Raw genomic sequence first — 23,287 nt, 5'->3', positions numbered from 1 at the left:
GATTAGCAGAGTCAGACCAGGAACTTCCTCACATCAATTTTGTAATCGTCCGGGTCTACCGAGCGCACGATCCGGTCCTGGGTGGCCGGCTTTGCCAGGTCCAGCCTGTCTACAGTGATCGGCATGCGGAATTTGGTGCTATACATTACCCGGACTACCGGCAGGCGCTGGTCCGCGTCATTGGTTTCGATTACCACGCCCAGTTTTCCGCTTTCCAGCAGCACCAGTGAGCCGATGGGGTAAAGGCCAACGCAGCGGATGAATTCCTTCACCAGCACCGGGTCCAGGTGGTCCCCGCTCCACTCCAGCAGTTTTTTCAGCCCCTGGGTCGGGGTAAGCCCTTGGTGATACACCCGGTCGGCGGTAATGGCGTCGTACACGTCGGTGATGGCAACCATCCGGCCGTAGACGGAAATCTCTTCGCCTTTCAGGCCCTCCGGGTAGCCGCTGCCGTCCAGCCGTTCGTGGTGCTCTGCCGCCGTCATGATGGTCAGTTCGCCAATGCCTTCGGTTGACCGCAGAATATCCCGTGAATGCCGGGCATGGGCCTTCATCACCTCGAATTCCTCGGGGCTGAGCCGGCCGGGCTTGTGGAGTATGTCGTCAGGGGTGAGTATCTTGCCAATATCGTGCAGCAGGGCGCCCACAATAGTCTGGTGCAAAGCATCCGCGGGTAGTTTGCGATAGTTGCCAAACAGCGACATCAGCACACTGAGGTTGACCGAATGCTCCAGCAGATAGTTGTCTTTTTCGCGGATGCGCCCCAGGCAGCTCAGGGCGTTGGCATTACGGAATACTGAGTTCTGCAATTCGTCAGCCAGTTGATGGATGGGCGCAATATCAATGGCACCGCCAATTTTCACGCTGTTCATCAGGTTGCCCACCAGGCCCTGAGCCTGGGTATGGACCTGCATGGCAAGGCCCATTTCTTCCGCTACGGACACCCGTTTGTCGGCGCCGGGGCTCAGTTCGCCGGCCCTGTGCAGGGCCTTTTCATTGCGCTGATCAACCTCGTGGGCGGGCTCTGAGTCCTGGGAATCAAGGCCTTTGGAAACATCAATATAAACATGGCTGACGCCCATCGCCCGAATTTTATCAATGGTTTCGTCGGTCCTGATCACTCCCCGTTTGCGCTGGGTATTGTGAGGAATCCAGTCATTGTTCAGGTCGGCAATGTACATGCCGACCTTCAGTGCCCCAATGGGGATGCGCTTGATCATTGTCCGTGGAAAAAGGTTCTCAGGCTGTTGTTATAGGTTGTTGCCAGTACGTCCTGAAGAGGCAGTTCTTTCACCTCGGCGATCTTCTCCGCCACAAAAGGAATGTAGAACGGGGCATTTTCCCGGCCCCGATAGGGCACCGGTGTCAGAAACGGTGAATCGGTTTCCAGCAGGATCTGCCCGATGGGCGCCATACGCACGATGTCGCGCACGTTTTCGGCCTTGTTGAAGGTGGTGATACCGTTAAAACCAAGACACCAGCCCTGATCCAGTGCATAGCGGGCCAGCCCCGGGCCAGAGGTAAAGCTGTGAATCACCCCCCGGCGTTTGAGGCTGTCCTCGAATTCTTTGAGAATCTCGATGGTGTCTTCGTCAGCATCACGGCTATGAATCACTACAGGCCGGTCGGTATCGCAGGCAATCTGTAACTGTCTGCGAAAGACCTCGCGCTGCACGTCGCGGTCGGCGTTGTCATAGAAGTAATCCAGGCCGATCTCACCGACCGCCACGATTTTTTCGTCGCCGGCATGGGCGCGGATTTCGGCTTCGGCGGCGTCCGAGTATTTCTCGGCATCGTGAGGATGCACACCCTGGGTTCCGTAGACCCAGCTTGCGGTCTGGCTCAGTTCGCGCACGGTTGCCAGATTTTCCGGCGACACGGCAATGGTGATTACCCGCTCAATATTGACTCTCTGTGCTTCCGCCAGAGTATCTTCAAGAGGGCGATCCTTTAGATAATCCAGGTGGCAGTGGGTTTCGATGATTGGTTGGTCAAAAACGGGAATTTCACGACGTTTCTTGCTCATTATCGGCTTCTGGACTCCATCGCAACCATGGCATTGGCTGCTATTCTGACAGCATTGTCACCGCAGTTTAACAGCTTGTTCGATTATTGACCTGCATCACTTCAATAGGGGCTCTGGATGAATAAAAACGACGCCACTGAAAACCGGAGCAAGGGTTGGTATTTCGATCCGGCAAAGCCCCGTTTCCAGGACTATCCGACCCTTCTGGCGAACGAGGAAGGCCTACCCGGGCTTGAATCCAGTCTGAATGACATCGGTGAGTACCAGCGCCGATTATGGGCGAACCGTGAGAAAGCCCTGCTGTTTATTGTTCAGGGCCCGGACACCAGCGGCAAAGACAGTCTGATCCGCACTCTGGCTACCTATGCCGACCCAGCGGGTTTTCACGCCTGGTCTTTCGGGCGGCCTGAAGGCGCCGAAAAACGGCATGATTTCCTCTGGCGGGTGACGCCCCTGCTGCCCGGCTTTGGGGAGATGGTCGCATTCAATCGCAGTCACCACGAAGCGGTCATCGCCGAGAGGGTCTGGCCGCTGCATGCCCCCAACAGCTACAACTGGGAAAACCGGTACCGGTCGATCCGGAATTTCGAGCGCTATCTGATCGAAGAGGGCACGACTGTGGTAAAGGTGTGGCTGAATCTTTCCGAAGATGAACATCGAAGGCGACTGCTGATGCGTCTGGACAAACCCAGAAAGCGCTGGAAATTTGATGAGTCTGATATCGATGGCTGGGAGAAGCGACGAGAGTACGAGGCCTATGCCGAAGAGGCCATCGCCGCCACCCATACGGATGAAGCGCCCTGGCTGATTGTGCCCGGTGACCGCAAACCCCAGGCCAGGGCAATTGTGGCTGGCATACTGGCCGACACCCTGAAAACCATGGCGCCGGCCTATCCGAAGGAGCGCTCTGACGTTCTGGAAAAATACCGGCGCCTGCTGGCTGAGAATGGAGTTGCCTGATCATGCATATAGCCGTTATCGGTGGCGGCGTGGTCGGTGTGACCACCGCCTGGGAACTGAATCGTCGGGGCCATCAGGTCACCGTGCTGGAGCGTCATGGCCAGGCGGGTAATGAAACCAGCAAAGCCAATGCCGCCCAGCGCTCCTACGGCGTGGTTTATCCCTGGGCTGATTCAGCCATGGTAATGCGGGCCATTCCCTGGCTGCTGAAGCAGGACGGCCCTCTGAAAATGTCCTTGCCGCCGTCCCTCGACACCCTCAGATTCATGTTTTCAACCCTGCGCTACGCCTGGTCGCCGGGGCTTTACGGTCTGAACAAGCGCGCCATGCTGCGCCTGGGTATGCACAGCCGCGAGCGCTTCATGGAGCTGGAACAGCAGGTGGATCTGGAATTTGACGGCAACCACCGGGGCCTGCTGCATCTGGCCAGCACCCCGGAGGCCCTTGAGAACTATCGACAGACCCAGAAACTGCTGAACGAGCTGGGTATTGCCTCGCGCCTGCTCACGCCGGAGCAGGTTCGTGAAGCCGAGCCCGGGATGACCGGCAATGGCCCGCTCTATGGCGCACTTAGCTACGATACTGACGGCACCGGCGACTGCCATCTGTTCAGCCGGGCGTTGGCGAAAGCCTGCGAAGACAATGGCGTGAACTTCCGCTATAACACCGAAACCACCCATCTGATGGCGGATGATCAACGGGTCACCCGCATCGCCATCCGTGATGCTGCTGGCAGCACTCAGGTTCTGGACGTGGACGCAGTGGTCGTCTGTGCCGGCTGCTGGTCGAACAGCCTGACTCAGCCCCTGAACCTGAAGCTGCCAATCTATCCGGTCAAGGGCTACAGCTTGACCGTGCCATTGAAAGATCCCAATCGCGCGCCGGTTTCCACCGTTCATGACGACAACTTCAAAGTGGTCGCGACCCGGCTGGGCGACCGCCTGCGCGCCACCGGCTTTGTGGAAATGGCTGACTTCAACCGGGACATTCCGGAGGCGCGGCTGGCCACCATTCGTAAATCCGTGGAGTCCCGTTTTCCCGGCTGTGCCGACCTGATGGCCGCCGAAACCTGGACCGGCTTTCGCCCGATGACGCCGGATGGCCCGGCGATTATTGGCCGTGGCCCTCGGGATAACCTGTTTCTCAACACCGGCCACGGCACGTTCGGCTGGACCCTGTCAGCAGGCAGCGCTGATGTGATCGCGCAGCTGATTGATGGTGAGCCCACAGCCATCTGCCTGGATCCGTTCAGGCCGGGCCGGTTCCGGGAGTGACCCTGTTGGCTTGCAACTCATACAACGCCCACTGGCGGCAGTTGAATGACTGGCTGCAGGCACACCGGGAATTCTGGCAGCCCACGCCTTTTACCGAGCCCAACCCGGTCTGGACCCGACGCTGGCCGGAACTGTCCGCGAAGGTTGATGCCTTCAGCGGGGATGAGTGTCAGCGTTTTGAAAACGACCCGGTGGTCCTGGCCCATAGCCTGGCGAACTGGCTGCCCGCACTGGCAGAGCTGGAGTGTCTGACGGCGCTCCCGGAATTCACTGACGCGATCGCTGCCAGCGCCTGCACCCTGCGAGAAGTCAGGGCCCGGGACATGCCCGGACGCAAGCGCTTGCAAGCAGGTGCCTTTGCAGCGGCCGTAAAGCCGTTGAATGCTCCGGTTGTGGACTGGTGCTGCGGCAAGGGTCATCTGTCCCGCACGCTGCTGCCGTTATCCGAAGCCCCGGTCACCGGTTATGAGTGGGATCCGGCACTGGTGGAAGATGGCAACCGGCTGGCGCGGAGGGCCGGCGATGCGCTGACCATTCATTGTCAGGATGTGATGGCAGAGGGCCTCGATTTGCCTGACGGAGCACACGGCGTTGCATTGCATGCCTGCGGCGACCTGCATAGGCAGCTGATCATCCAGGCGTCGCAACAGTCGCTGCCCAGGGTAAGCCTTGCACCCTGCTGTTTTCATCTGTCTGCCAGGGAAGATTATCAGCCGCTTTCCGGGTTTGCCCGGCAATGGAATGACTGTCTGAAGGTGAACAGGGCCGACCTCAAGCTAGCAGTCGAAGAAACGGTGACCGCTCCCGCCCGGGTGCGAAAGCAGGTTCAGACCTTCAGCCAGTGGCGATTGGGGTTTGATGGCTTGCAGAGGCAACTGCGCCAGCAGGATGAATACCTGCCAGTGCCGTCCCACCCTGGTTGGGTGGCAAAGGGAGACTTCAGGCAGTTCTGTGGCTGGGCGGCTGATAAAAAAGGGCTGACGCTTCCGGACGATACCGATTATGCCGCCTGGAACGCCTACGGTATTCAGCGTCTGGCGCAGGTGCGGCGTCACGAACTGGTCCGGCACCTGTTCCGTCGCCCTCTGGAGTTGTGGCTGGTGCTGGATTACGCCGTTTTCCTGGAAGAACAGGACTATTCGGTTCGGCTGGGCACTTTCTGCCAGCGGAGCCTGACCCCCAGAAACCTGCTCATCGACGCGACCCGCGCGAACCGGGGCTGATCAGGGCTTGCGGTAAACCACGTCCGCCACGCAGCCGTCCTTGAAATACACATAGGTCAGCTCGTAGAGGGCGCCGTAGTATTTGGTCTGGTAGACCCAGGTTTCCTGGGGCGTGGGGTAGGTTTCCGGCGGGCGGCCAAATGCCCTGAGAACGTGATCTTTGGTCATGCCTTTCACCACCTGTTCGCGGATCAGGTAGCGGCGCAGATCGGTGGAGTTGATAAACCGGCAGGTGTCGGTTTCGTTGTTGGCGGTTTCCGGCTCGGGTTCTGGGGCTGGGTCAGGCTCGGCTTGTTCCGGCAGATTCTGGCCGAAGCTGCCGCCGATGCGATTGTCCTGCACATTGATTTTCTCGGCCTGGTCGCCACAGGGCTCATCGGCGTAGCGCACCCCGTCGGCCGATTCACAGCGGTAGATGTCCGCGGCTGAAAAGCCTGGTAGCAAAAACAGGAGGCCTGCGACCGCCAAAAGGTACTTCATCACACAAACCTCTTGTTGCGATGGGCTTTTACTTGCCGAAACTGTGACCGTTAAAAACCTCGGAAGTTTCGGAAAGGGCGTATTCAGGCCTCTCTGGACAAAGCGTTGAAATACAGATGGGCGCTTTTCTTGCTGAAGTTGAGCGTATCGCCGGAATCAAATCGAACCTCGAAGGACTGCTGGTCCTCACCAACCACCACGCCCGGCCCCAGAACCGCATGGTTGATCCGCTCCAGGGTCCAGACTGGCTGGTTCGCAGTTGCCAGTGGCGTGTGGGTGCCTTCCAGTGTGACCGATTCGTGGGCGGCGTAGCGCTCTGCGGTTTTGGTCAGCGGCGCCGTGACAGCGAGCTGGGTCCGGTTTTCGGTTCGTTGTTCGAGCCAGGTCCCCAGTTCCCGGGAAAGCTCATAGCAGAGTTCATGCACAAACCGGCTGGGGCCAAGGTCGCCGTCAAGATGCGGCTGCCCACTAAAGGGCCGGGTGATCAGATGCAACTGGTGCCGGGTCCGGGTCATGGCCACGTATAACAGCCGCCGCTCGCTTTCCAGAAACGCGTTGACGTCGTCCCGCGATCGGGGGCTGTAGGGCAGGTATTTTTCCTGTAGCCCCGGCAGGATCACCGTCGACCATTCCAGACCCTTGGTGCGGTGAATGGTGGACAGCAGCACACCGCCGGAGGTGTTCTCACCCGCCTGCTGTTTCAGTGCTTTCAGATGATCCAGCGCCCCGGAGGCATCCACTTTCAGCGAGGCGAGATAGGCTCTGAAACCCTGAACCGTCTCGATCCGCTCTTCCGCGGATTCGTGGGTCAGCGCCAGGCTGCGAATGCCTTCGTTCAGCTCCGTAGCTTCCGCATACCGGCTGATCACGTCTGATACCGGGCCTTTGTGGCCATTCAGTTGCGCCAGGACTTCGCCGAGTATACGCAGCTTACGCCCCGCCATGGGCGCCAGGGCGTCGAAGTCCAGCGCCATCAACCGTTCATGCCAGCCTTCCGAAAAGCGGGAGAGGAAGCGGGCTAGCTGTTCCAGCTCCGGCTCTTTCAGGCCGACGTGGGGAAACCGCATCAGTTGCCGGGCCACATCCAGCCGGTCCTCGTCAGGCAGGTTCTGCAGGCGATTGGACACCACCAAAAGCAGGCTGGTGATGGCCTGAACCTCACGGCTGAACAGGGCGCCCTTACCAGAATCAATGCGGTAGGGAATCTGTTTTGCCAGCAGCTTCAACTCAATGGGCACGCTCTGGCTCCAGACCCGGAACAGAATGGCGGTATTGGACAGGGCAGCGTGGTCCATTGGCTGGAGCAGATTCACCACGCTATCGCTGTCATTTTCCTGTTCATGCAGGGTGATACCTGTGTCCGGCGTGGTCGGGTGCGAGTGGCACTGAACGTCCTTGCGCCCCGTATTGTGGCCAATCAGATGGTTGGCCAGTAACGCCACCTGATGGCCGTAGCGGAAGGTGTAGCTCAGGGTCTGTTCCAGCGGCTGGTCAAATTCCTGGCTGAAGCGGGTAAGTATGAACTCGGGCTTGGCGCCGCGGAATTCGTAAATGGTCTGGTCCGGGTCGCCCACCACGGTCACCCGCGCCCGGTCACCGGCCACATAGCGCAGCAGCAGATGCTGGATTTCGTTGGTGTCCTGGTATTCGTCCACCAGAATTATGTCCATCTTGTTGCCCACCAGCCGTTGCAGCGGTGGGTTCTGGTGGATGGCCATGACCGGTTCGTACAGCATGTCGGCGTAACTGATCCGGCTCTGGCTTTTACGCCATTGCTCAAAGCTGTGGAACAGGTCGACCAGGTAGCGGTGCTTGTCGGCGTAGCCCAGTTCTTCGAATACGATCTCGGCGGGGGACAGGGTGGTTTTTACCAGGTCGATAAAGTTGACGGCGGTCTCGACAAAGTCTTTTTTGTTGCGTTTGATCTCTTCAGTCAGGTCTTCTGGTGCCAGCCGCCGGGTCAGCTGCCAGGCCTGGAAGCTGATTTCCTGGTCGGTGAGTATTTTTTCGGCGAAGCCGGGGAGATACCCTTCCCGTACGAACCGTTTGTAGAGCCGGAATCCCATGGCGTGGTAGGTGCGAATTTCCGGCAGTCTCAGCCCGGTGTCTCTGGTGATTTCCCTGAGTTTTCGCTCGAAATCGACTCTTGCACTGCGGTTGAACATCAGCACCAACAGGCGGTCAGGGTCATGGCCTTGCTGAAGCAGATAGCGGATGCGCCAGGCCAGTGTTGAGGTTTTGCCGCTGCCCGCTACCGCGGTGATTACTGCGTGTTCGAAACCGGCGGTGATGATTGCGCGCTGTTCGTCGGTCAGAAAGTCCGGCAGTTGGTCTGGCGCAGATGTTAGGGTTGGATTCAGCATGGCGGTATTGTACGGAGCAATTGGCGGTTCAGATAGCGCTCCTACATACTTGCGTTTGCCTAGTAATTCGTTTGGCCCGCTCGTTGGGTGCTGGCGAATTTGGAGGGGGGCTTTCAAAACACGCTCCTTGCGGCACATTCATGTGGCGCTTGGGCTCCGCCATCCATGGCTCCGCACATTTTTGAAAGCCCCCCTCCAAATCCGCTCAATCAGAATCAGGAGAATGATTTTATGGCAACGATGACAGAAGCTGTGAATGTACTCGGGGAAAAGCTTGAGGTTTGCGGGACTGACCCGAAGACCGGGTTTTATCGGGATGGATGTTGCAACACAGGGCCGGATGATCTGGGTGCACACGTTGTGTGTGCTGTCGTGACAGATGAATTTCTGGAGTACTCGAAAGCGAAAGGTAACGACCTCAGTACACCGCGTCCTGAATTTGGTTTTGAGGGTCTGAAAGGCGGGGACTCGTGGTGTCTTTGTGCCTCCCGTTGGCAGGAGGCTTTTGAGGCAGGTTGTGCGCCGAGGGTTAAGCTTAAAGCGACTCACCGTTCTGCTCTGAAATATTCAACGCTTGAAGACCTTAAACGTCATTCCATGGACCTGAGCTGAGGCTTTGACGAATCAAACGGAACTGCCGGATATTGATGCCTGGCAGCAATTTCAGGACCGCCTGCGAAGCGCTGGTCACCGAAGACTGGTGGTGCTGGAGGGAGACCGCGAGGCTTCGCGGGGTTGGCTTCGCGCGGTTCTTCCGGGGCTTTCGGTCGCCCCTGGAGTCTGGGTCGGAACCGACGATGCTTCTGCCATTGACGGTATAACTGCCATCCACGCAAAAAACGCCCGGCGTTGGCTCGGGCAGGACCTGAGCTGTGTGGTCTGGGATGGCTGGCAGGGGAATCCGCCGGATGGGCTGGCTGCACTGGCGGGTACGCTGTCGGCCGGTGGGCTGTTTTTCTGGTTGATGCCGCCGCTGGCTAACTGGTCCGGGTTTGAGGATCCGGATTATCGGCGGTTGGGGCTGGATGGAATGGGAGATCATCCGTTTCTCGCGCGACTGGCCAGGGTGCTTGGCAAGGATTCGTCCGTTATGCGGGTTCAGCCCGGAAACCCGTCTGCTCCCTTGCCCTCCGGTCCGAAGCCGGTAGAGCCTCCGTTCCGTCCGGGCACAACGTCTGAGCAGACCAGTCTGGTTGAACGCATTGTGAAAACCGGGCTTGGTCGGCGGCGCAGGCCGCTGGTGATTACCGCTGACCGTGGCCGTGGCAAGTCGGCGGCTTTGGGCATGGCGGCGGCCCGGCTGGTTGCCGAGGGTCGGCAGCAGGTGGTGGTGACAGCCAATGAACCGGCGGCGGTTGAGACGCTGCTTCGCCATGCGGAACCGGCGGTCGGTGAGGGCAGGGTCCGGTATCTGTCGGTTGATGATTTGCTGGAGCAGCGCCCGGAAGCGGAAGTGATCATGGTCGATGAGGCAGCCGCGGTGCCGCCCTATCGCCTGCGGCAGATTCTGCTGGGCTGGCCGCGGGTGGTGTTTGCGACCACGGTGCATGGCTACGAGGGCGCCGGGAGGGGGTTTTCGGTGCGGTTTCGCGGTGTGCTGGACAACGAAACGCCGCACTGGAAGCAGGCGTCGCTTCAGGCGCCGATTCGCTGGGCGGAATCGGATCCGCTGGAGCCGTTGATCAGCCGGATGTTTTTGCTTGATGCCGAGGCCCCTGAGCTGCCTGAACATGCGTCCGGCGGTGAACCCCAGGTGGTGATTGAGCGCTGGTATCCGGCCGATGCCAGTGATCCGGAGTTGCAGCAGAGTTTCGGCCTGCTGGTGGACGCCCATTACCGCACCACGCCGTCGGATCTGCGGCAGTGGATGGATGATCCGGCCGCCGTCAGCTGGCGAGCGACCATCGACGGGGTGGTGGTTGGCGTCCTCTGGGCCACCGTGGAAGGTGGGCTGGATGAAGGGCTGGCGCATCAAGTCATGCTGGGCCAGCGGCGTGTTCGCGGTCATCTGCTGCCCCAGTCCCTGGCGTCTCACAGCGGGTTTGCGGATGCCGCCCGGCAGCGGTTATTGCGGGTTGTGCGAATCGCCGTTAACGCCAGTGCCCGTCGGCAGGGTGTGGGTCGTTCACTGGTTCGGGCCGCGCAGGGCCATGCTGAAGCACAGGGGCTGGACGGTCTGGGAACGAGTTTTGGTGGCAACCCCGAGCTGGTGACGTTCTGGCAAGGCTGCGGGCTGATGCCGGTTCGGCTGGGGTTGTCCCGGGAGGCCAGCAGCGGCGAATTGCCTCTGCAGATGCTGAGCGGCACATCCGAGCCCGGTCGGCAGTTGGTGGAGAACCTGCGCCGGCGTCTGGCGCGGCACTGGCTGATGCTGGTGCCGGATAACTGGCGGGATCTGAACCCACGCCTGCTGCTGCAACTGACTGCCAGCCTGCCTGGAGTGGAATCCCTGAACGAGGATGACCGCCGGGATCTGTTGAGCTTTGCCCATGGTTATCGCGGCTTTGATCTGACTCTGCCGGTGCTGCGCAACCTTTCAATGAGTGACGGTGTGGCAGCGTGGCTGATGCTCAACGCCGAAGCTGAGCTTTGGGCAAGGGCGGTGCTTCAGGGTTGGGAATGGTCGCAACTCAGGCGCGATGGGTTGTGTCTGGGCCGTGAGGAAGGTGAGGCCCGCTTGCGGGCCCTGCTGGAGAAACTTTTACAGAACCGGCCTGAGTTGTGATCAGCTCGATTTAATTCACGGTAGCAGGTGAACAGAATAGGCGTTTTCACGTTTTAACAGAGACCAGAGAATCATGGCCCAGGGAACCGGCACCACACTCCGAACTGTTCTGCTGATTTTTTTAACCGGCGTTTTCCTCGCCGGATGCGCCAGCAAGCAGCCTTCCAACCTGGCCCAGAGCGAAGCAAAGGCTGCCGATACCCCGATGATTCAGGCGGTCAGCAGTGGGGACCAGGATGAAGTTGAAAGCCTGGCCGAGTCCGGCGCTTCCCTCAATACGCTGACCGAGAAGGGCACGCCCCTGGAAGCGGCTGTTCGGGCTGGGGAGGATCGTATCGCCTGGTTTCTGCTGAGCGAGGGTGCTGCTCCGGATCGGGCGAATCCCGATGGCAACACCCCGCTGATGATTGCTGCTGCGGATGGCCAGCGCCGCCTAGTTCGCCTGCTGCTGTCGGCCGGCGCGGATGTGAATGCCCGGGATGCGGAAGGCACCACGCCGGTTATGCTGGCGGCCCGCAATGGCCATCTGACGGTGGTGAAAGTCCTGCTAGCCGCCGGTGCCAACGTCAATGTCAGCCAGGATGGACGGTCGCTGCTGATGCAGATTGTGGAGGGCGGGGATCTTCTGACCGCGGAGATGCTGGTTGCTGCCGGTGCCGATGTGAATTACCGAAACGAAGATGGTCGGTCGGCGCTCGACCTCGCCCGCGCTGGCCATAAACGCGATCTGGAAATGCTGCTGATCCAGGCGGGCGCTGAGATCTGAGCGGTTTCCTTCCCGGCTCAACCTCGATTCAATCCAGCCCCATCGGATCGTTGCTATCATCCAGCTCCGGCGTAAAGTGGGATTCAACCACCTCTGCCGGTACGTCAGCCACGGACGCGTATGACCACTGGGGTGACTGGTCCCGGTCAATGATCCGGGCCCGGATGCCTTCCTTCAGGTCAGGTCGCTGAGTGCATCGAGTCGCCATGGTCAGCTCCATCCGGAAAATGTCTTTCAGCGACATCTGCTGAGCTTTCTTCAACTGGTTCCAGACCAGCCAGGCCGTGACCGGGCAGCCGCCGCGAAGGTTGTTCATGGCGGCCTGCCACCAGTCCGAATTTTCTTCCGCGCCAAGCAATTGCTCCACAATATCCGGCAGCTGTTCGCCGGCGCTTAGTTGCGCAATGGTCTGCTCGTGCCGGGCCAGTTCACTGTCCGGCAGTGCGCGGTAGTCCGGGTGTTCCAGCTGTTTGACCAGGCGGAACAGGCGGTTGTCGTCCACCGCCGAATCACCGCTCCAGCGCTCCTGCTGCAGCCGGGCGAGCAGGTCTTCAGCCTGCTCGGGTTTCAATACCATGTCGGCAAGCCCAACCCGCATCACGTCGGAGGCGTTCAGCCGCGCTCCGGTAAGGCCCATGAACAGTCCCAGGCGCCCCGGCAGGCGGTTCAGAAACCAGCTGGCGCCCACGTCGGGGAACAGGCCGATGGTAATCTCCGGCATGGCCATGGTGATATCTGGTAGCACCAGGCGATAGCGGCTGGCCGTGAGCAGCCCCAGGCCGCCACCCATGACTGCACCGTGGGCGATGGTGATAACCGGTTTGGGAAACCGGTGAACGCTGAAATCAAGGCGGTATTCCCGGACAAAATAGTCGGCCGCTTTAGCCCCGTCGCGACCTTCCGAGAGGGCATCGTACAGTTCGCGGATATCGCCACCGGCGCAGAAGCCCCGCTCGCCCGCACCCTTGAGAACCACCATGCAGATGTCAGGGGATTCCGCCCAGCCGTCCAGGGTTTGCTGGATGTCATCAATCATGGCGCCGGACAGCGCGTTCAGGGTCTTTGGCGAATTCAGGGTGATCAGGCCGATAGAGCCCTCCTGGCAGGGAAGTTCCTGAACCTGAATGGACATGGGCAGATCTCCGGTCGATGTAAATGGCGATACGGGCGTTGGTATGAAATCAGGCGCGGGGCGTATCACATAGGCAATTAGTGTATTTGTACCTGTATGTCGCCGGGCGACATGCTGTGCTATAAGTCAGGGCACGGGTTTCAGTGCGATCGTGTCGGTTCCAGAAAGCGTGTCTTTTCGGACACCAATAAAACAATGAGAGGGTAAAACCAATGAGTCTTAAACGCTACACCATTGCTGGTCTGTTTGTTCTGGGTTCTTCCGTTCCCGCTCTGTCTGCGGCGGCGGATGTCGAGGCGGGCAAAGCCCGGGCGGCTGTATGCGCAGCCTGTCATGGCAAAGATGGCATCGCTCAGATTCCGGGTTACCCCAACCTGGCTGGCCAGAACGAGCAATATCTGGTGTCTGCCCTGAACGCTTACAAGAACAAGCAGCGCAGTGGTGGCCAGGCCACCATCATGCAGAGCCAGGCCACGGGGCTGAGCGATGAAGAGATCGCCAACCTTGCCGCTTTTTACGCCAGCCTTCCTGCCGGTGGTAGCAACTGATCAAAAGCGTTGTTGCTCTCAGGCCTCGCGGTCGGTGATTCGATAGCTGGGCTCGTAGGCTCCGGAACCGGGTAGCTTCATCCGGTTCTGGGCTACGAACTCGGTCAGCATGGCGCCCAGCGGTTCAAGCAGAGTCGGGTCGCCGGAAATCTCGAAGGGTCCGAATTCCTCAACCTGCCGAATGCCGCTTTCTTTGACATTTCCTGCCACAATTCCACTGAACGCTTTTCTGAGATTGGCCGCTACCAGGTGGGCGGGCTGGTCCCGATGCAGCTCCAGATTGCGCATACGCTCGTGTGTGGGTTCGAAGGGCATCTGGAACACCGGGTCGATTTTCAGCATCCAGTTAAAGTAGTAGGCGTCCTGCTTGGCGCGCCTGAAAACTTCCACTTCGTGCATACCCTGCTTCATGGTTTGCGCCACCCGCTCCGGGTCGTTAATGATGATTTCATATTTACTGGCGGCTTCGTCGCCCAGTGCGTTACGGATGAACTGGTCAATCATTTCGAAGTATTCTGCGTTTTCTTCTTGCCCGGTAAACACCACCGGGAAGGGCAGGTCTGCGTTTTCCGGATGTAGCAGAATGCCAAGCAGGTAGAGAATTTCTTCTGCCGTGCCCACACCGCCGGGAAAAACGATCACGCCATGCCCGGTGCGCAGGAAAGCTTCCAGGCGTTTCTCGATGTCTGGAAGAATCACCAGTTCGTTCACAATAGGGTTGGGCGCTTCGGCGCCGATGATGCCAGGCTCAGTCAGGCCAATATAACGGCCATCTTTTACCCTCTGCTTGGCATGGCCGATGGTGGCGCCCTTCATCGGGCCTTTCATGGCACCCGGGCCACACCCGGTGCAGATGTTCAGGCCGCGTAATCCGAGCTGGTGGCCGACTTCCTTGCTGTACTGGTATTCCCGCTCATTGATTGAGTGGCCGCCCCAGCAAACCACCAGGTCCGGGCGGCGGCCCGCCTGGAGTACCCTGGCATTACGCAGGATGTGAAACACCAGGTTGGTGATGCCTTCTGGTTCGTCCCGCTTGAAGCCGGCCGCAGACAGAGGGATCGAATAGGAGTAGATAATATCCCGCAATACTGAAAACAGGTGTTCACGCATGGCCCGGAGCATCTCCCCGTCCACAAAGGCGTGGGCGGGTGCATTGATCAGCTCCAGCTTGAGGCCCCGTGGCTGGGGCACCAGGCGTACATCAAAGTCCGCATGAGCTTCGTTAAGCGTTTTACAGTCGTCGGTTTCCACTCCGGTGTTCAGTACCGCCAGGGCGCATTGGCGGAAAAGCTGGTAAAGCCCGCCCTCGCTCCTATCCTTGAGCCGATTGACCTCAAAAGTTGAGAGAATTTCAAGGCTCCCCTCTGGGGACACTAGGGCGTTAATCTTGGAATCGCTCATTCGCGAAAATGTTCCTGATGTGGTTGGGTTCATCCGGCCTGTTGAGTCTCAGCCGTTGAGGCCTTTGAAAAATTCCTGAACGTTTCTGCTCAGCGCCTCAATGTCGTAGCCACCTTCCTGAACGACCAGGGTTGGCAGCCCGGTGGTGCGCACGTGGGCGCCCAGACGGCAGAAGCCTTCTGAACTCACCGACACTTTCGCCTGCGGGTCGTTGTGGTAGATATCAAAACCCAGCGCCAGAATCAGCACGTCGGGCTGATAGAGCCGGACCGCCGCCAGTGCTTCATCTAGCCGGGCAAAAAAGTCTTCCTCTGACGAGCCGTGGGGCATGGGCAGGTTGATGTTGTAACCATAGCCATCGCCCTCGCCGCGTTCTTCTTCATAGCCCGCCACTACCGGATAGAAGTTGGTGGGGTCGCCATGAACCGATACGTAGAGCACGTCGCTGCGGTCATAGAAGATTTCCTGGATGCCCTGACCGTGATGCATGTCGGTATCAAGAATGGCAACCCGGCCGTAGCGGGATTTCAGATGTTCGGCGGCAATCGCGGCATTGTTGAGGTAGCAGAAGCCACCGGCTGCGTCTTTCCGGGCGTGATGCCCCGGTGGGCGGCATACGGCGTAGGACGAGCGATCACCGGCGATCAGTGCGTCAGCCGCGCCAAGGGCGCTCTGGGCTGACCAGTAGGCCGCCTCCCAGGTTTTCTCGCCAATCGGGCAACTGCCGTCGGCCTGGTAACGCGCGGCTTCCGCCAGAATGCCTTTGGTGGCGTTCGGTGAGCGCACAAAAATGTTCGACATCACTTCATCGCCCCAGTCACCCATGGCTGCCCAGCGACGATGCGCAGACTCCAGAAACCGCAGGTAGCCCAGGTCATGAACCTTCGAAATCGGTGCGGCGCCCTGATCCGCTGGCTGTAGTACCTGAATGCCCAGTTCTTTCAGCCCTTCCAGCATCTGCCCGGTACGGTCCGGGACTTCCTGGGGCTGACGCATCTGCCCCCGGGTAAAGTAGGTTTTGGGAAGGTGCTGGTCTTGCGAGGGGTGAAAAAATGCCTTCATCTTCAGGCCTCCTGAATGCGTTGAAAAATCGAGTATAGAGGCGCATGCGCGCAGATCAAAACAGCTCTTCCTTACTTTACAGTGGCAGTTTCTGCATCCACTATGAGAGACATCTCACATTGACGCAAATGCGAATTCAAAGATTCTGGACACGTTCAGAACATAAATTGGAGAGAAGCCCAGATGATCGAGTCACCACTCCTTCCCAAGCTGACCGGCTACATTGGCGGTCGATGGTCTGATGCACCAGTCGGAGACACTTTTGACGTTTACAACCCGGCCACGGGCGAGGTGGTTGCCAGGGTTGCGTCCATGTCTGAAGGTGAAGTCAACGACGCCATCAAGGCGGGAAAGTCGGCCCTGCGCCTGACCCAGCCTTACAGCATCGAAACCCGCCGTAAATGGCTGGAAGATATCCGTGACGCGCTCAAGGCGAATAAAGAGGAAGTGGGCCGTATCCTGTGCATGGAGCACGGTAAACCGCTGAAGGAAGCCCAGGGCGAAGTGGATTATGCGGCCGGTTTCTTCGACTACTGCTCCAAGCATATTCAGGCGCTTGACGCCCACACCATTGCGGAAAAGCCCAAAGACTGCACCTGGACCGTTCATTACCGTCCGATTGGTGTGGCCGGGCTGATCACACCCTGGAACTTTCCAATCGGGATGATCGCCAAGAAGCTGTCGGCTGCGCTGGCCGCTGGCTGTCCTTCGGTGATCAAGCCTGCCAGTGAGACACCGCTGACCATGATCGCCCTGTTTGCGCTGATGGATAAGTACGTCGACATGCCCGATGGCATGGTCAATCTGGTGATGGGCAAGGCCAGCGTCATCGGTAAGGTGCTGTGCGAAAGTCCGGACGTGCCGATGCTGAGCTTTACCGGTTCCACCGAAGTGGGCCGCAAACTGCTGATTGATACCTCCGAGCAGGTGAAGAAGTTGGCTCTGGAGCTGGGCGGTAACGCGCCTTTCATCGTGTTTGACGACGCCGATCTGGATGCGGCCGCCGACAACCTGATTGCCAACAAATTCCGCGGCGGCGGCCAGACCTGCGTCTGCGCCAACCGCATTTTTGTTCACGAAAAAGTGGTTGATGCCTTCAGTGAAAAACTGGCGGAGCGGGTCAATCGCATGACCGTCGGCAATGGCCTGACGGAAGACGTCGACCTGGGGCCGCTGATCAACAAGGCCGGTTTTGACAAGGTCAAACGCCATGTTGAGGATGCCCTGCAGAAGGGCGGCACCCTGGTTGCGGGCAAGCAGCCCGGCGACATTGGCGACGGCCACCTGTTCTTCCCGCCCACGGTGATTTCGGGCGTGACCCGAGACATGGCCTGCTCCCGCGAGGAAACCTTCGGCCCGCTGGTGCCCATGGCCAGTTTCCGGGGTGAAGAGGAAGTGATCGAAGCCGGCAACGATACCGAATTTGGCCTTGCATCCTATGTGTTCACGGCAGACGCCGACCGTGCCCAGCGTGTAGCGGCGGGGCTGCGGTTCGGGCACGTTGGCTGGAACACCGGCACTGGCCCGACACCGGAAGCGCCGTTTGGCGGCATGAAAGCGTCCGGTATCGGTCGTGAAGGTGGCCTGGAAGGTCTGTTCGAGTTTGTCGAAGCCCAGACTATCCCGAGGGGTTTCTGAGGGCGGCTGTGGGTCAGGGTTGCGGCGTCAGCGCAACCTTGACGCTGTCATCCACCAGCGTTGAATCGAGATAACCGATGGCCCCCAGGGTGGATGACACCACGCTTTTCATGCCACTGGCCGAGGACATCTCGGTCGGCGGCTGACCCTTGCCCGTTAACACCTGGCGGGACCAGAACGCCTTCAGCCAGGCATCCGAGCGTTCAGTAATCAGGTCATTGAATTCATCCCGCATACTGTTGCCCGGTGCCAGCTCAAAAGCCACTGCCCGCTGGCCGTCCGGCATCTGGGAACTTCGATTAAGATAGATATCCCGCACCTGTTGTCGGGTGATGCTGTCCGGCCCACCGGGGTGGACGATGATCACCAGTTCGGCACTGGCGATCGGGCTCAGCATCATCAATGTCGCCAGCGCCAGAGTCAGCCGCCCGGGCACTTTTCTTGAGAGAATCCGCATCCTTTTGCTCCTGATCAAATGGGTCCGGATTAAAATGCCGCGTCCAGCCTGATGGTGTACAGGTCGGTGGTATCAGACACGTCGCCCGGATTGCCATTCAGAACCTTCTGCTGGTTGCCGGTCAGTCCACCGGTTGTGCTGCTGAAACCGCGGGCGTGGGTCCAGTCAAATTTCATCGCAACCGAAGGCATCATGTCCCAGCGAAAACCCAGGCTGTAGGCCTGTCGGCGAACGTCAAGAACTTCCAGGGGAGTGCCGTCGCGTTCATAGTTGTCCTGGCTCTCGATCCAGGAAGCGGTCAGGTAAGGGGTCACCTCGCTGATGCGTCGCCCGACCGTAATGTAGGCGGAATCGGTATCCTGGAACTCGCCGTCCACTTCGATTCGGGTCAGCTCGGACATAAGCAGCCAGGCGCCGTCATCGTAGGACAGCCCCAGGCCCATGAACTCGGCTTTTTCATCCTGGCCCAGATCAACCGGCCCGCCGACTGAACCCACAGACGACTCTGCCCGGGCATAGACGCCACGGAAGGTCCACAGATAGTTCGTCCAGTTGGCGGTCAGACCGTTCAGGTTGCGAAGCTCCACGTCTACAACGGTGCCGAGCGAGTCGGCTTCATCGTCCAGATGGCCGGCAAACAGGCGGGTCTGGAGCGACGAGCTGTCAAAGTTGAAGGTGTGGGCCAGATCGCCGCCCAGGTAGCTGCGCACCGGTACCGGGTCGTAAACCGCTTCCGGCGGGCGGGCCCAGGTCTGGCCATAGCCGATTTCCAGGGTTTCCGATTCCATAAACAGGGGCAGGCGCATCTTGCCGGCGCGGACTTCGGTGCCGGTACGAAACTGGTGGCGCAGGTAGCCCCACTCAAGCTCGGTGTCCCAGTCTTCATTGCCCCGGGAAACCAGTTGAAGCACCGCATCGGTGTTGCGGCCCAGGGCGAAGGTGCCCTGCAGGCCGAACAGGCTCAGGGTCTGAAGGTCGGATTGCTCGGTGGCATCATCGTAGCCTGCGTCATTGGTGGCGCGGGTGTAGCCGGTGCTGAAAAAGCCGTTGAAGCGGACCTTTTCAAGAGCAGATTCGGTCATCTGCTTCTGCATGGTGTTCAGGCGTTCTTCCATCTGATCCAGTCGCTGCTGCTGATCCTGGCTGAATGCAGGCAGGGACAGAGAGCTGGCAAGCAGAGTTACCGGAAGAATGGCGGGGGTGGACTTTCTGAAACGGAATAGGGAGTACTTCATACATCATCTCCTTGATGTCTGATCGCGACTGATCGTGCGCCATCCTGGCTTTAATAGGGCGGGTTTCGGCCCCGGTGTGTGCAATGCGACACGAAGTATACAGATGTCGCCGGGAATTTCCCAAGCCCGAACGGCAAAAAATGGCTCGGGTTCGTATTTTGGCAATCTCTTGCCAGCGTTTTATCAAACCTGCTGCCGGCGCTTTCCCCTGTTATAATCCGGCGGCTGTCGGGGCTTTATTTTCAGCCCATTTTTCAGTCAATTCACCCGAGCACAGCGGTTTTGCCCATGGATGTATCCACGATTATCGACCCCCTGAATGACGCCCAGCGCGAGGCGGTCACGGCCCAGAATGACCATTTGCTGGTGCTGGCAGGCGCAGGCAGCGGCAAAACCCGGGTGCTGGTGCACCGGATCGCCTGGTTAATGCAGGTCGATAATGTGCCGCCCACCGGCATCCTGGCGGTCACCTTTACCAACAAGGCCGCGAAAGAGATGCGTTATCGCATCGAGCAGATGATGGATATTCCGGCCCGGGGCCTCTGGTTCGGCACCTTTCATGGTATCGCCCACCGGCTGCTACGGGCCCATCACAAGGATGCCGGCCTGCCGGAAAACTTCCAGGTGCTGGACAGCGACGACCAGCTTCGCCTGATCAAGCGGGTGATGCGGGAACTGCAGATCGATGAAAGCCGCTGGCCGCCCAAGCAGGCCCAGTGGTTTATCAGTGCACAGAAAGACGAAGGGCTACGGGCGGACCACATCCAGGAAAACCCCGGTGATCATTTCACCAGCACCATGCTGACGGTCTACCGTCAGTACGAAAAGCTCTGCAACCTGGGCGGCCTCGTGGATTTTGGTGAGTTGTTGCTGCGCTCCCACGAACTGTGGCTGCATCGCCCGGAACTGCTGAAGCATTACCAGAGCCGTTTCCAGCAGATTCTTGTAGACGAGTTCCAGGACACCAATACCATCCAATACGCCTGGCTCCGGCTCCTGGCCGGGAACCGTGTACCGATGACGGTGGTCGGTGACGACGACCAGTCGATCTACGGCTGGCGGGGTGCCAAAGTGGAAAATATTCAGGAGTACCAGCGGGATTTCCCCAATGCCCGACTGGTAAGGCTGGAGCAGAACTACCGCTCCACCCAACTGATCCTGAAAGCGGCCAACTCGGTGATCGCCAACAATCAGGGCCGTTTGGGCAAGGAGTTGTGGAGTGACGGCGCCGATGGTGAGCCGATCAATCTGTATGCGGCCTTCAATGAGCAGGACGAAGCCAACTACATCGCCGACACCATCAGCAGCTGGGTCAGTGAAGGCAACCTGCGCAGCGAGTCCGCAATTCTGTACCGTTCCAACGCCCAGTCCCGGGTGCTGGAAGAATCCCTGATCCGCCAGGGCATTCCCTACCGGGTTTACGGCGGCCTGCGTTTCTACGACCGTCAGGAAATCCGCAACGCCATCGCCTATCTGCGCCTGGTGCATTACCGCCGGGACGACGCGGCCTTCGAGCGGGTCGTGAATATTCCCGCACGCGGTATTGGCGCAAAGAGCCTGGCGGATATGCGGGCCTACGCTACCGAACAGAGTATCTCGTTGTGGGAGTCCGCAGAGCGGCTGCTGGAAGCCGGCCAGGTCAAGGGTCGCGCCAAAACCGGCCTGCAGTCCTTTATGAGTATTATCGAACAGCTGACGGCCATGGTAGACGACGCCACCCTGCACGGTCTGATGAAAACTACCCTGGAGCTGAGCGGCCTGCGGGAATACCACGCCAACGAAAAAGGCGAAAAGGGCCAGGCCCGGGCGGAAAACCTGGACGAGCTGGTGAATGCATTATCGGATTTCGAAGCCGAGGAGGGCGTTGATCCGCTGTCAGAATTCATCGCTCAGGCCGCCCTGGACGCCGGTGAAGCCCAGGCTGAGGTGAACGAAGACTGCGTGCAACTGATGACCTTGCACTCCGCCAAAGGTTTGGAGTTCCCGCTGGTGTTCCTGGCCGGAGTGGAGGAGGGCCTGTTCCCCCACAGCATGTCTCTGGAAGAGCCCGGTCGGATGGAAGAAGAGCGCCGCCTGGCTTACGTAGGCATTACCCGTGCCATGCAGAAGCTGGTGCTCACTTACGCGGAATCCCGCCGTTTATACGGCCAGGAAAAATTCCATGCGTTATCCCGCTTCGTTCGCGAAATACCGGGTGACTGCATTCAGGAAGTGCGTTTGCGTAACACGGTCAGTCGGCCGGCGATGGTGTCACGCCCCAATGAAAGCCTGTTCAGCGAGGACTCCGCTCAGCAATCCGGATTCAGCCTGGGCCAACGGGTACGTCACCCGAAGTTTGGCGAGGGTATCGTCATGAACAGCGAGGGCAACGGTCATCATACGCGCGTGCAGGTAAACTTTGATGAAGGCGCCAAGTGGCTGGTGCTGGCCTATGCTCCTCTTGAAGCCTGCTGAGTTTGGGGGAGAGCACAGGTTGGGAGGGATGGTTTAAAACACGCTCCTTCGGCACATCCATGTGACGCTTGGGCTCCGCCATCCATGGCTCCGCACAGTTTTAAACCATCCCTCCCAACCTGCGCCCCAATCTGCGTTGCAGGCCGCAACACGTTGGTCGTTAGTGCTTCGGCAAACGCAAAATGATCAGGGCTGACAGAGCCAGCAGCACAATAGCCGCGGCCTCGAACAGAATGTTCTGTGGGTCCATATCCTTGCCCTGCAGCACGATCAGTCGGGCCAGTGCGGTCATGGCGATGAAAATCGGATAGACAAAGACCGAGCCCTGCCCGGTGTAGGACACGATCACCATGGCGACGACTTCGGTGTACAGGAACAGCAACAGGATATCGGCAAGCTCAATCACGCCCCGTTCATAAACGCCCAGGATTTCTGCCCCGGCAGCGCCCAGCGTCAGCAGCCCCGTCACGACCAGCAGTAGCTTCTGGATTACGTTGAAGCCACCAACCACAAACACCCGCTCCCGGTTGCTGATGTTCGGACTTTCGTGCCTTTTTTTGTTTGCCTCGTGAGTTTGAGAAGTACTGCTGCTATCGGTTTCTGAACCGCTCATTACTGAACCTTCTCTGGATAGTGTCTGGTGTTGGTAGAATCTGGTTAGCTTAGATAACAATCGCCAATGCGGCCAGAAATGGGCATCGTTCAGGCCGGGAACCTGTCCCTGGTCTTGTTGGCGATCCGCACCAGGGCAAGCATTAGCGGTACTTCCACCAGAACCCCAACCACGGTTGCCAAAGCCGCACCAGATTGCAGGCCGAACAGGGCAATGGCGGCTGCTACCGCCAGCTCAAAGAAGTTGCTGGCACCGATCATGGCGCCGGGGGCGGCGATGCAGTGGCGTACTTTCCACAATCGTGCCCAGCCGTAGGCGATGAAGAAAATCAGCACGGTCTGGATAATCAGCGGCACGGCGATCAGGGCAATGTGAAGCGGGTTCTGCAGGATTACTTCGCCCTGGAAGGCGAACAGCAGAACAAGGGTGACGATCAGCGCAGCGGGCGTGACGGGACCGATTCGTTTCATGAATACGTTATCGAACCATTCCTGTCCCCGGCGGGCGATCAGGGTGCGCCGGGTCAGATAACCTGCGGCCAGCGGAATAACGATGTACAGCACCACCGACAGGATGACCGTATTCCAGGGCACCTGAATGTCGGAGACCCCAAGCAGGAATACCACAATCGGCGCGAAGGCAAACAGCATGATCAGGTCGTTGAGGGACACCTGAACCAGGGTATAAGCGGCGTCGCCTTTGGTGAGGTAGCTCCAGACAAAGACCATGGCCCAGATCAGAATGGCAATGGGGATAGATACCTGGGCGTATTCGAAGCGGGACAGGGATTCGGGGACGGCTGGGGCAAGTTGGCCCAGAGCGATTCCGGCGACTATGGCCAGGGCTACCCAGACAGACAGGTATCGGCTGAATAGATCCATGCCTTCACGGGTGTCTTCGTCCCCAGTGATTTCTGTGCTGCTAATCTGT

The 23,287-nt window shown here is 59.2% G+C and carries 20 protein-coding genes; 9 read left to right on the top strand and 11 right to left on the bottom strand.

Translation table 11 applies throughout. The annotated features are described in order from the left end of the window. Positions 1 to 11 precede the first annotated feature (11 nt). Positions 12 to 1,220, bottom strand: coding sequence for an HD-GYP domain-containing protein (locus tag E5Q11_RS13915; RefSeq protein ID WP_135804050.1), 1,209 nt, complete (start codon positions 1,218 to 1,220; stop codon positions 12 to 14). After that, the gene (locus E5Q11_RS13910) at positions 1,217 to 2,026 is read right to left on the bottom strand and encodes a TatD family hydrolase (protein WP_135804049.1); all 810 of its coding nucleotides are present in this window, start codon (positions 2,024 to 2,026) and stop codon (positions 1,217 to 1,219) included. The genes E5Q11_RS13915 and E5Q11_RS13910 overlap by 4 nt, the downstream gene beginning before the upstream one ends. 117 nt (positions 2,027 to 2,143) lie before the next feature. Between E5Q11_RS13910 and E5Q11_RS13905 the strand changes: the two genes are divergently transcribed. From E5Q11_RS13905 to E5Q11_RS13895, 3 genes are read left to right on the top strand one after another with little or no spacing between them, the layout of a single operon-like run. Further along, complete coding sequence (locus tag E5Q11_RS13905; RefSeq protein WP_135804048.1) at positions 2,144 to 2,986, top strand: polyphosphate kinase 2 family protein; 843 nt, start codon at positions 2,144 to 2,146, stop codon at positions 2,984 to 2,986. Positions 2,987 to 2,988: 2 nt separating this feature from the next. Next, positions 2,989 to 4,260, top strand: a complete 1,272-nt coding sequence (locus E5Q11_RS13900) for a D-amino acid dehydrogenase (RefSeq protein WP_135804047.1) — start codon at positions 2,989 to 2,991, stop codon at positions 4,258 to 4,260. A 5-nt stretch (positions 4,261 to 4,265) separates the two neighbouring features. After that, positions 4,266 to 5,483 carry a methyltransferase gene (locus tag E5Q11_RS13895; RefSeq protein ID WP_225314910.1) on the top strand — a complete coding sequence of 406 codons (1,218 nt, stop codon included), beginning with the start codon at positions 4,266 to 4,268 and terminating at the stop codon, positions 5,481 to 5,483. Here the strand turns inward: E5Q11_RS13895 and E5Q11_RS13890 are convergent, their stop codons facing one another. Beyond that, positions 5,484 to 5,963: a DUF4124 domain-containing protein gene (locus tag E5Q11_RS13890; RefSeq protein ID WP_135804046.1), complete on the bottom strand. Its 480-nt coding sequence runs from the start codon at positions 5,961 to 5,963 to the stop codon at positions 5,484 to 5,486. Between the two features lie 83 nt (positions 5,964 to 6,046). After that, a complete protein-coding gene (locus E5Q11_RS13885; RefSeq protein WP_135804045.1) occupies positions 6,047 to 8,326 on the bottom strand; it encodes an ATP-dependent helicase in 2,280 nt (759 codons plus the stop codon). 231 nt (positions 8,327 to 8,557) lie between these two features. On the opposite strand from E5Q11_RS13885, the gene E5Q11_RS13880 reads away from it, so the two are divergent. The 3 genes from E5Q11_RS13880 to E5Q11_RS13870 all read left to right on the top strand — a co-directional run bounded on the left by E5Q11_RS13880 (position 8,558) and on the right by E5Q11_RS13870 (position 11,817). Then, complete coding sequence (locus E5Q11_RS13880) at positions 8,558 to 8,938, top strand: DUF2237 family protein (protein WP_225314909.1); 381 nt, start codon at positions 8,558 to 8,560, stop codon at positions 8,936 to 8,938. Positions 8,939 to 8,942: 4 nt separating this feature from the next. Further along, on the top strand, positions 8,943 to 11,051 hold the full coding sequence (locus E5Q11_RS13875; protein WP_135804044.1) for a tRNA(Met) cytidine acetyltransferase TmcA: 2,109 nt from the start codon (positions 8,943 to 8,945) through the stop codon (positions 11,049 to 11,051). 73 nt (positions 11,052 to 11,124) lie between these two features. Then, a complete protein-coding gene (locus E5Q11_RS13870) occupies positions 11,125 to 11,817 on the top strand; it encodes an ankyrin repeat domain-containing protein (RefSeq protein WP_135804043.1) in 693 nt (230 codons plus the stop codon). Positions 11,818 to 11,845: 28 nt separating this feature from the next. Here E5Q11_RS13870 and E5Q11_RS13865 read toward each other — a convergent pair whose 3' ends face one another. After that, positions 11,846 to 12,949 carry an enoyl-CoA hydratase/isomerase family protein gene (locus E5Q11_RS13865; RefSeq protein ID WP_135804042.1) on the bottom strand — a complete coding sequence of 368 codons (1,104 nt, stop codon included), beginning with the start codon at positions 12,947 to 12,949 and terminating at the stop codon, positions 11,846 to 11,848. 212 nt (positions 12,950 to 13,161) lie between these two features. On the opposite strand from E5Q11_RS13865, the gene E5Q11_RS13860 reads away from it, so the two are divergent. Continuing rightward, positions 13,162 to 13,497, top strand: a complete 336-nt coding sequence (locus E5Q11_RS13860; RefSeq protein ID WP_135804041.1) for a c-type cytochrome — start codon at positions 13,162 to 13,164, stop codon at positions 13,495 to 13,497. 18 nt (positions 13,498 to 13,515) lie between these two features. Here the strand turns inward: E5Q11_RS13860 and ppnN are convergent, their stop codons facing one another. Further along, positions 13,516 to 14,898 (bottom strand): nucleotide 5'-monophosphate nucleosidase PpnN, encoded by a 1,383-nt coding sequence (gene ppnN, locus E5Q11_RS13855; protein ID WP_135804040.1) that lies wholly within the window; start codon positions 14,896 to 14,898, stop codon positions 13,516 to 13,518. 48 nt (positions 14,899 to 14,946) lie between these two features. Next, entirely contained in the window at positions 14,947 to 15,960 is a 1,014-nt protein-coding gene (locus E5Q11_RS13850; RefSeq protein WP_135804039.1) for a histone deacetylase family protein, read from the bottom strand. Between the two features lie 183 nt (positions 15,961 to 16,143). On the opposite strand from E5Q11_RS13850, the gene E5Q11_RS13845 reads away from it, so the two are divergent. Next, positions 16,144 to 17,598, top strand: coding sequence for an NAD-dependent succinate-semialdehyde dehydrogenase (locus E5Q11_RS13845; RefSeq protein WP_135804038.1), 1,455 nt, complete (start codon positions 16,144 to 16,146; stop codon positions 17,596 to 17,598). A gap of 13 nt (positions 17,599 to 17,611) precedes the next feature. Here the strand turns inward: E5Q11_RS13845 and E5Q11_RS13840 are convergent, their stop codons facing one another. Both E5Q11_RS13840 and E5Q11_RS13835 read right to left on the bottom strand, forming a co-directional pair. Next, entirely contained in the window at positions 17,612 to 18,055 is a 444-nt protein-coding gene (locus E5Q11_RS13840) for a type 2 periplasmic-binding domain-containing protein (RefSeq protein WP_135804037.1), read from the bottom strand. Positions 18,056 to 18,084: 29 nt separating this feature from the next. Further along, complete coding sequence (locus E5Q11_RS13835) at positions 18,085 to 19,290, bottom strand: hypothetical protein (protein ID WP_225314908.1); 1,206 nt, start codon at positions 19,288 to 19,290, stop codon at positions 18,085 to 18,087. Positions 19,291 to 19,578: 288 nt separating this feature from the next. Here E5Q11_RS13835 and uvrD point away from each other — a divergent pair, with 288 nt between their 5' ends. Continuing rightward, positions 19,579 to 21,744 (top strand): DNA helicase II, encoded by a 2,166-nt coding sequence (gene uvrD, locus E5Q11_RS13830; protein WP_135804036.1) that lies wholly within the window; start codon positions 19,579 to 19,581, stop codon positions 21,742 to 21,744. A gap of 160 nt (positions 21,745 to 21,904) precedes the next feature. Here the strand turns inward: uvrD and E5Q11_RS13825 are convergent, their stop codons facing one another. Further along, a complete protein-coding gene (locus E5Q11_RS13825) occupies positions 21,905 to 22,357 on the bottom strand; it encodes a phosphate-starvation-inducible PsiE family protein (RefSeq protein ID WP_135804035.1) in 453 nt (150 codons plus the stop codon). Positions 22,358 to 22,446: 89 nt separating this feature from the next. Continuing rightward, positions 22,447 to 23,238, bottom strand: a complete 792-nt coding sequence (locus E5Q11_RS13820; protein WP_135804034.1) for an arsenic resistance protein — start codon at positions 23,236 to 23,238, stop codon at positions 22,447 to 22,449. Positions 23,239 to 23,287 lie beyond the last annotated feature (49 nt).

The sequence above is a fragment of the Marinobacter confluentis genome, assembly GCF_004785685.1.
GTDB lineage: Bacteria > Pseudomonadota > Gammaproteobacteria > Pseudomonadales > Oleiphilaceae > Marinobacter > Marinobacter confluentis.
This window is presented reverse-complemented; position numbering and strand designations above follow the sequence as displayed.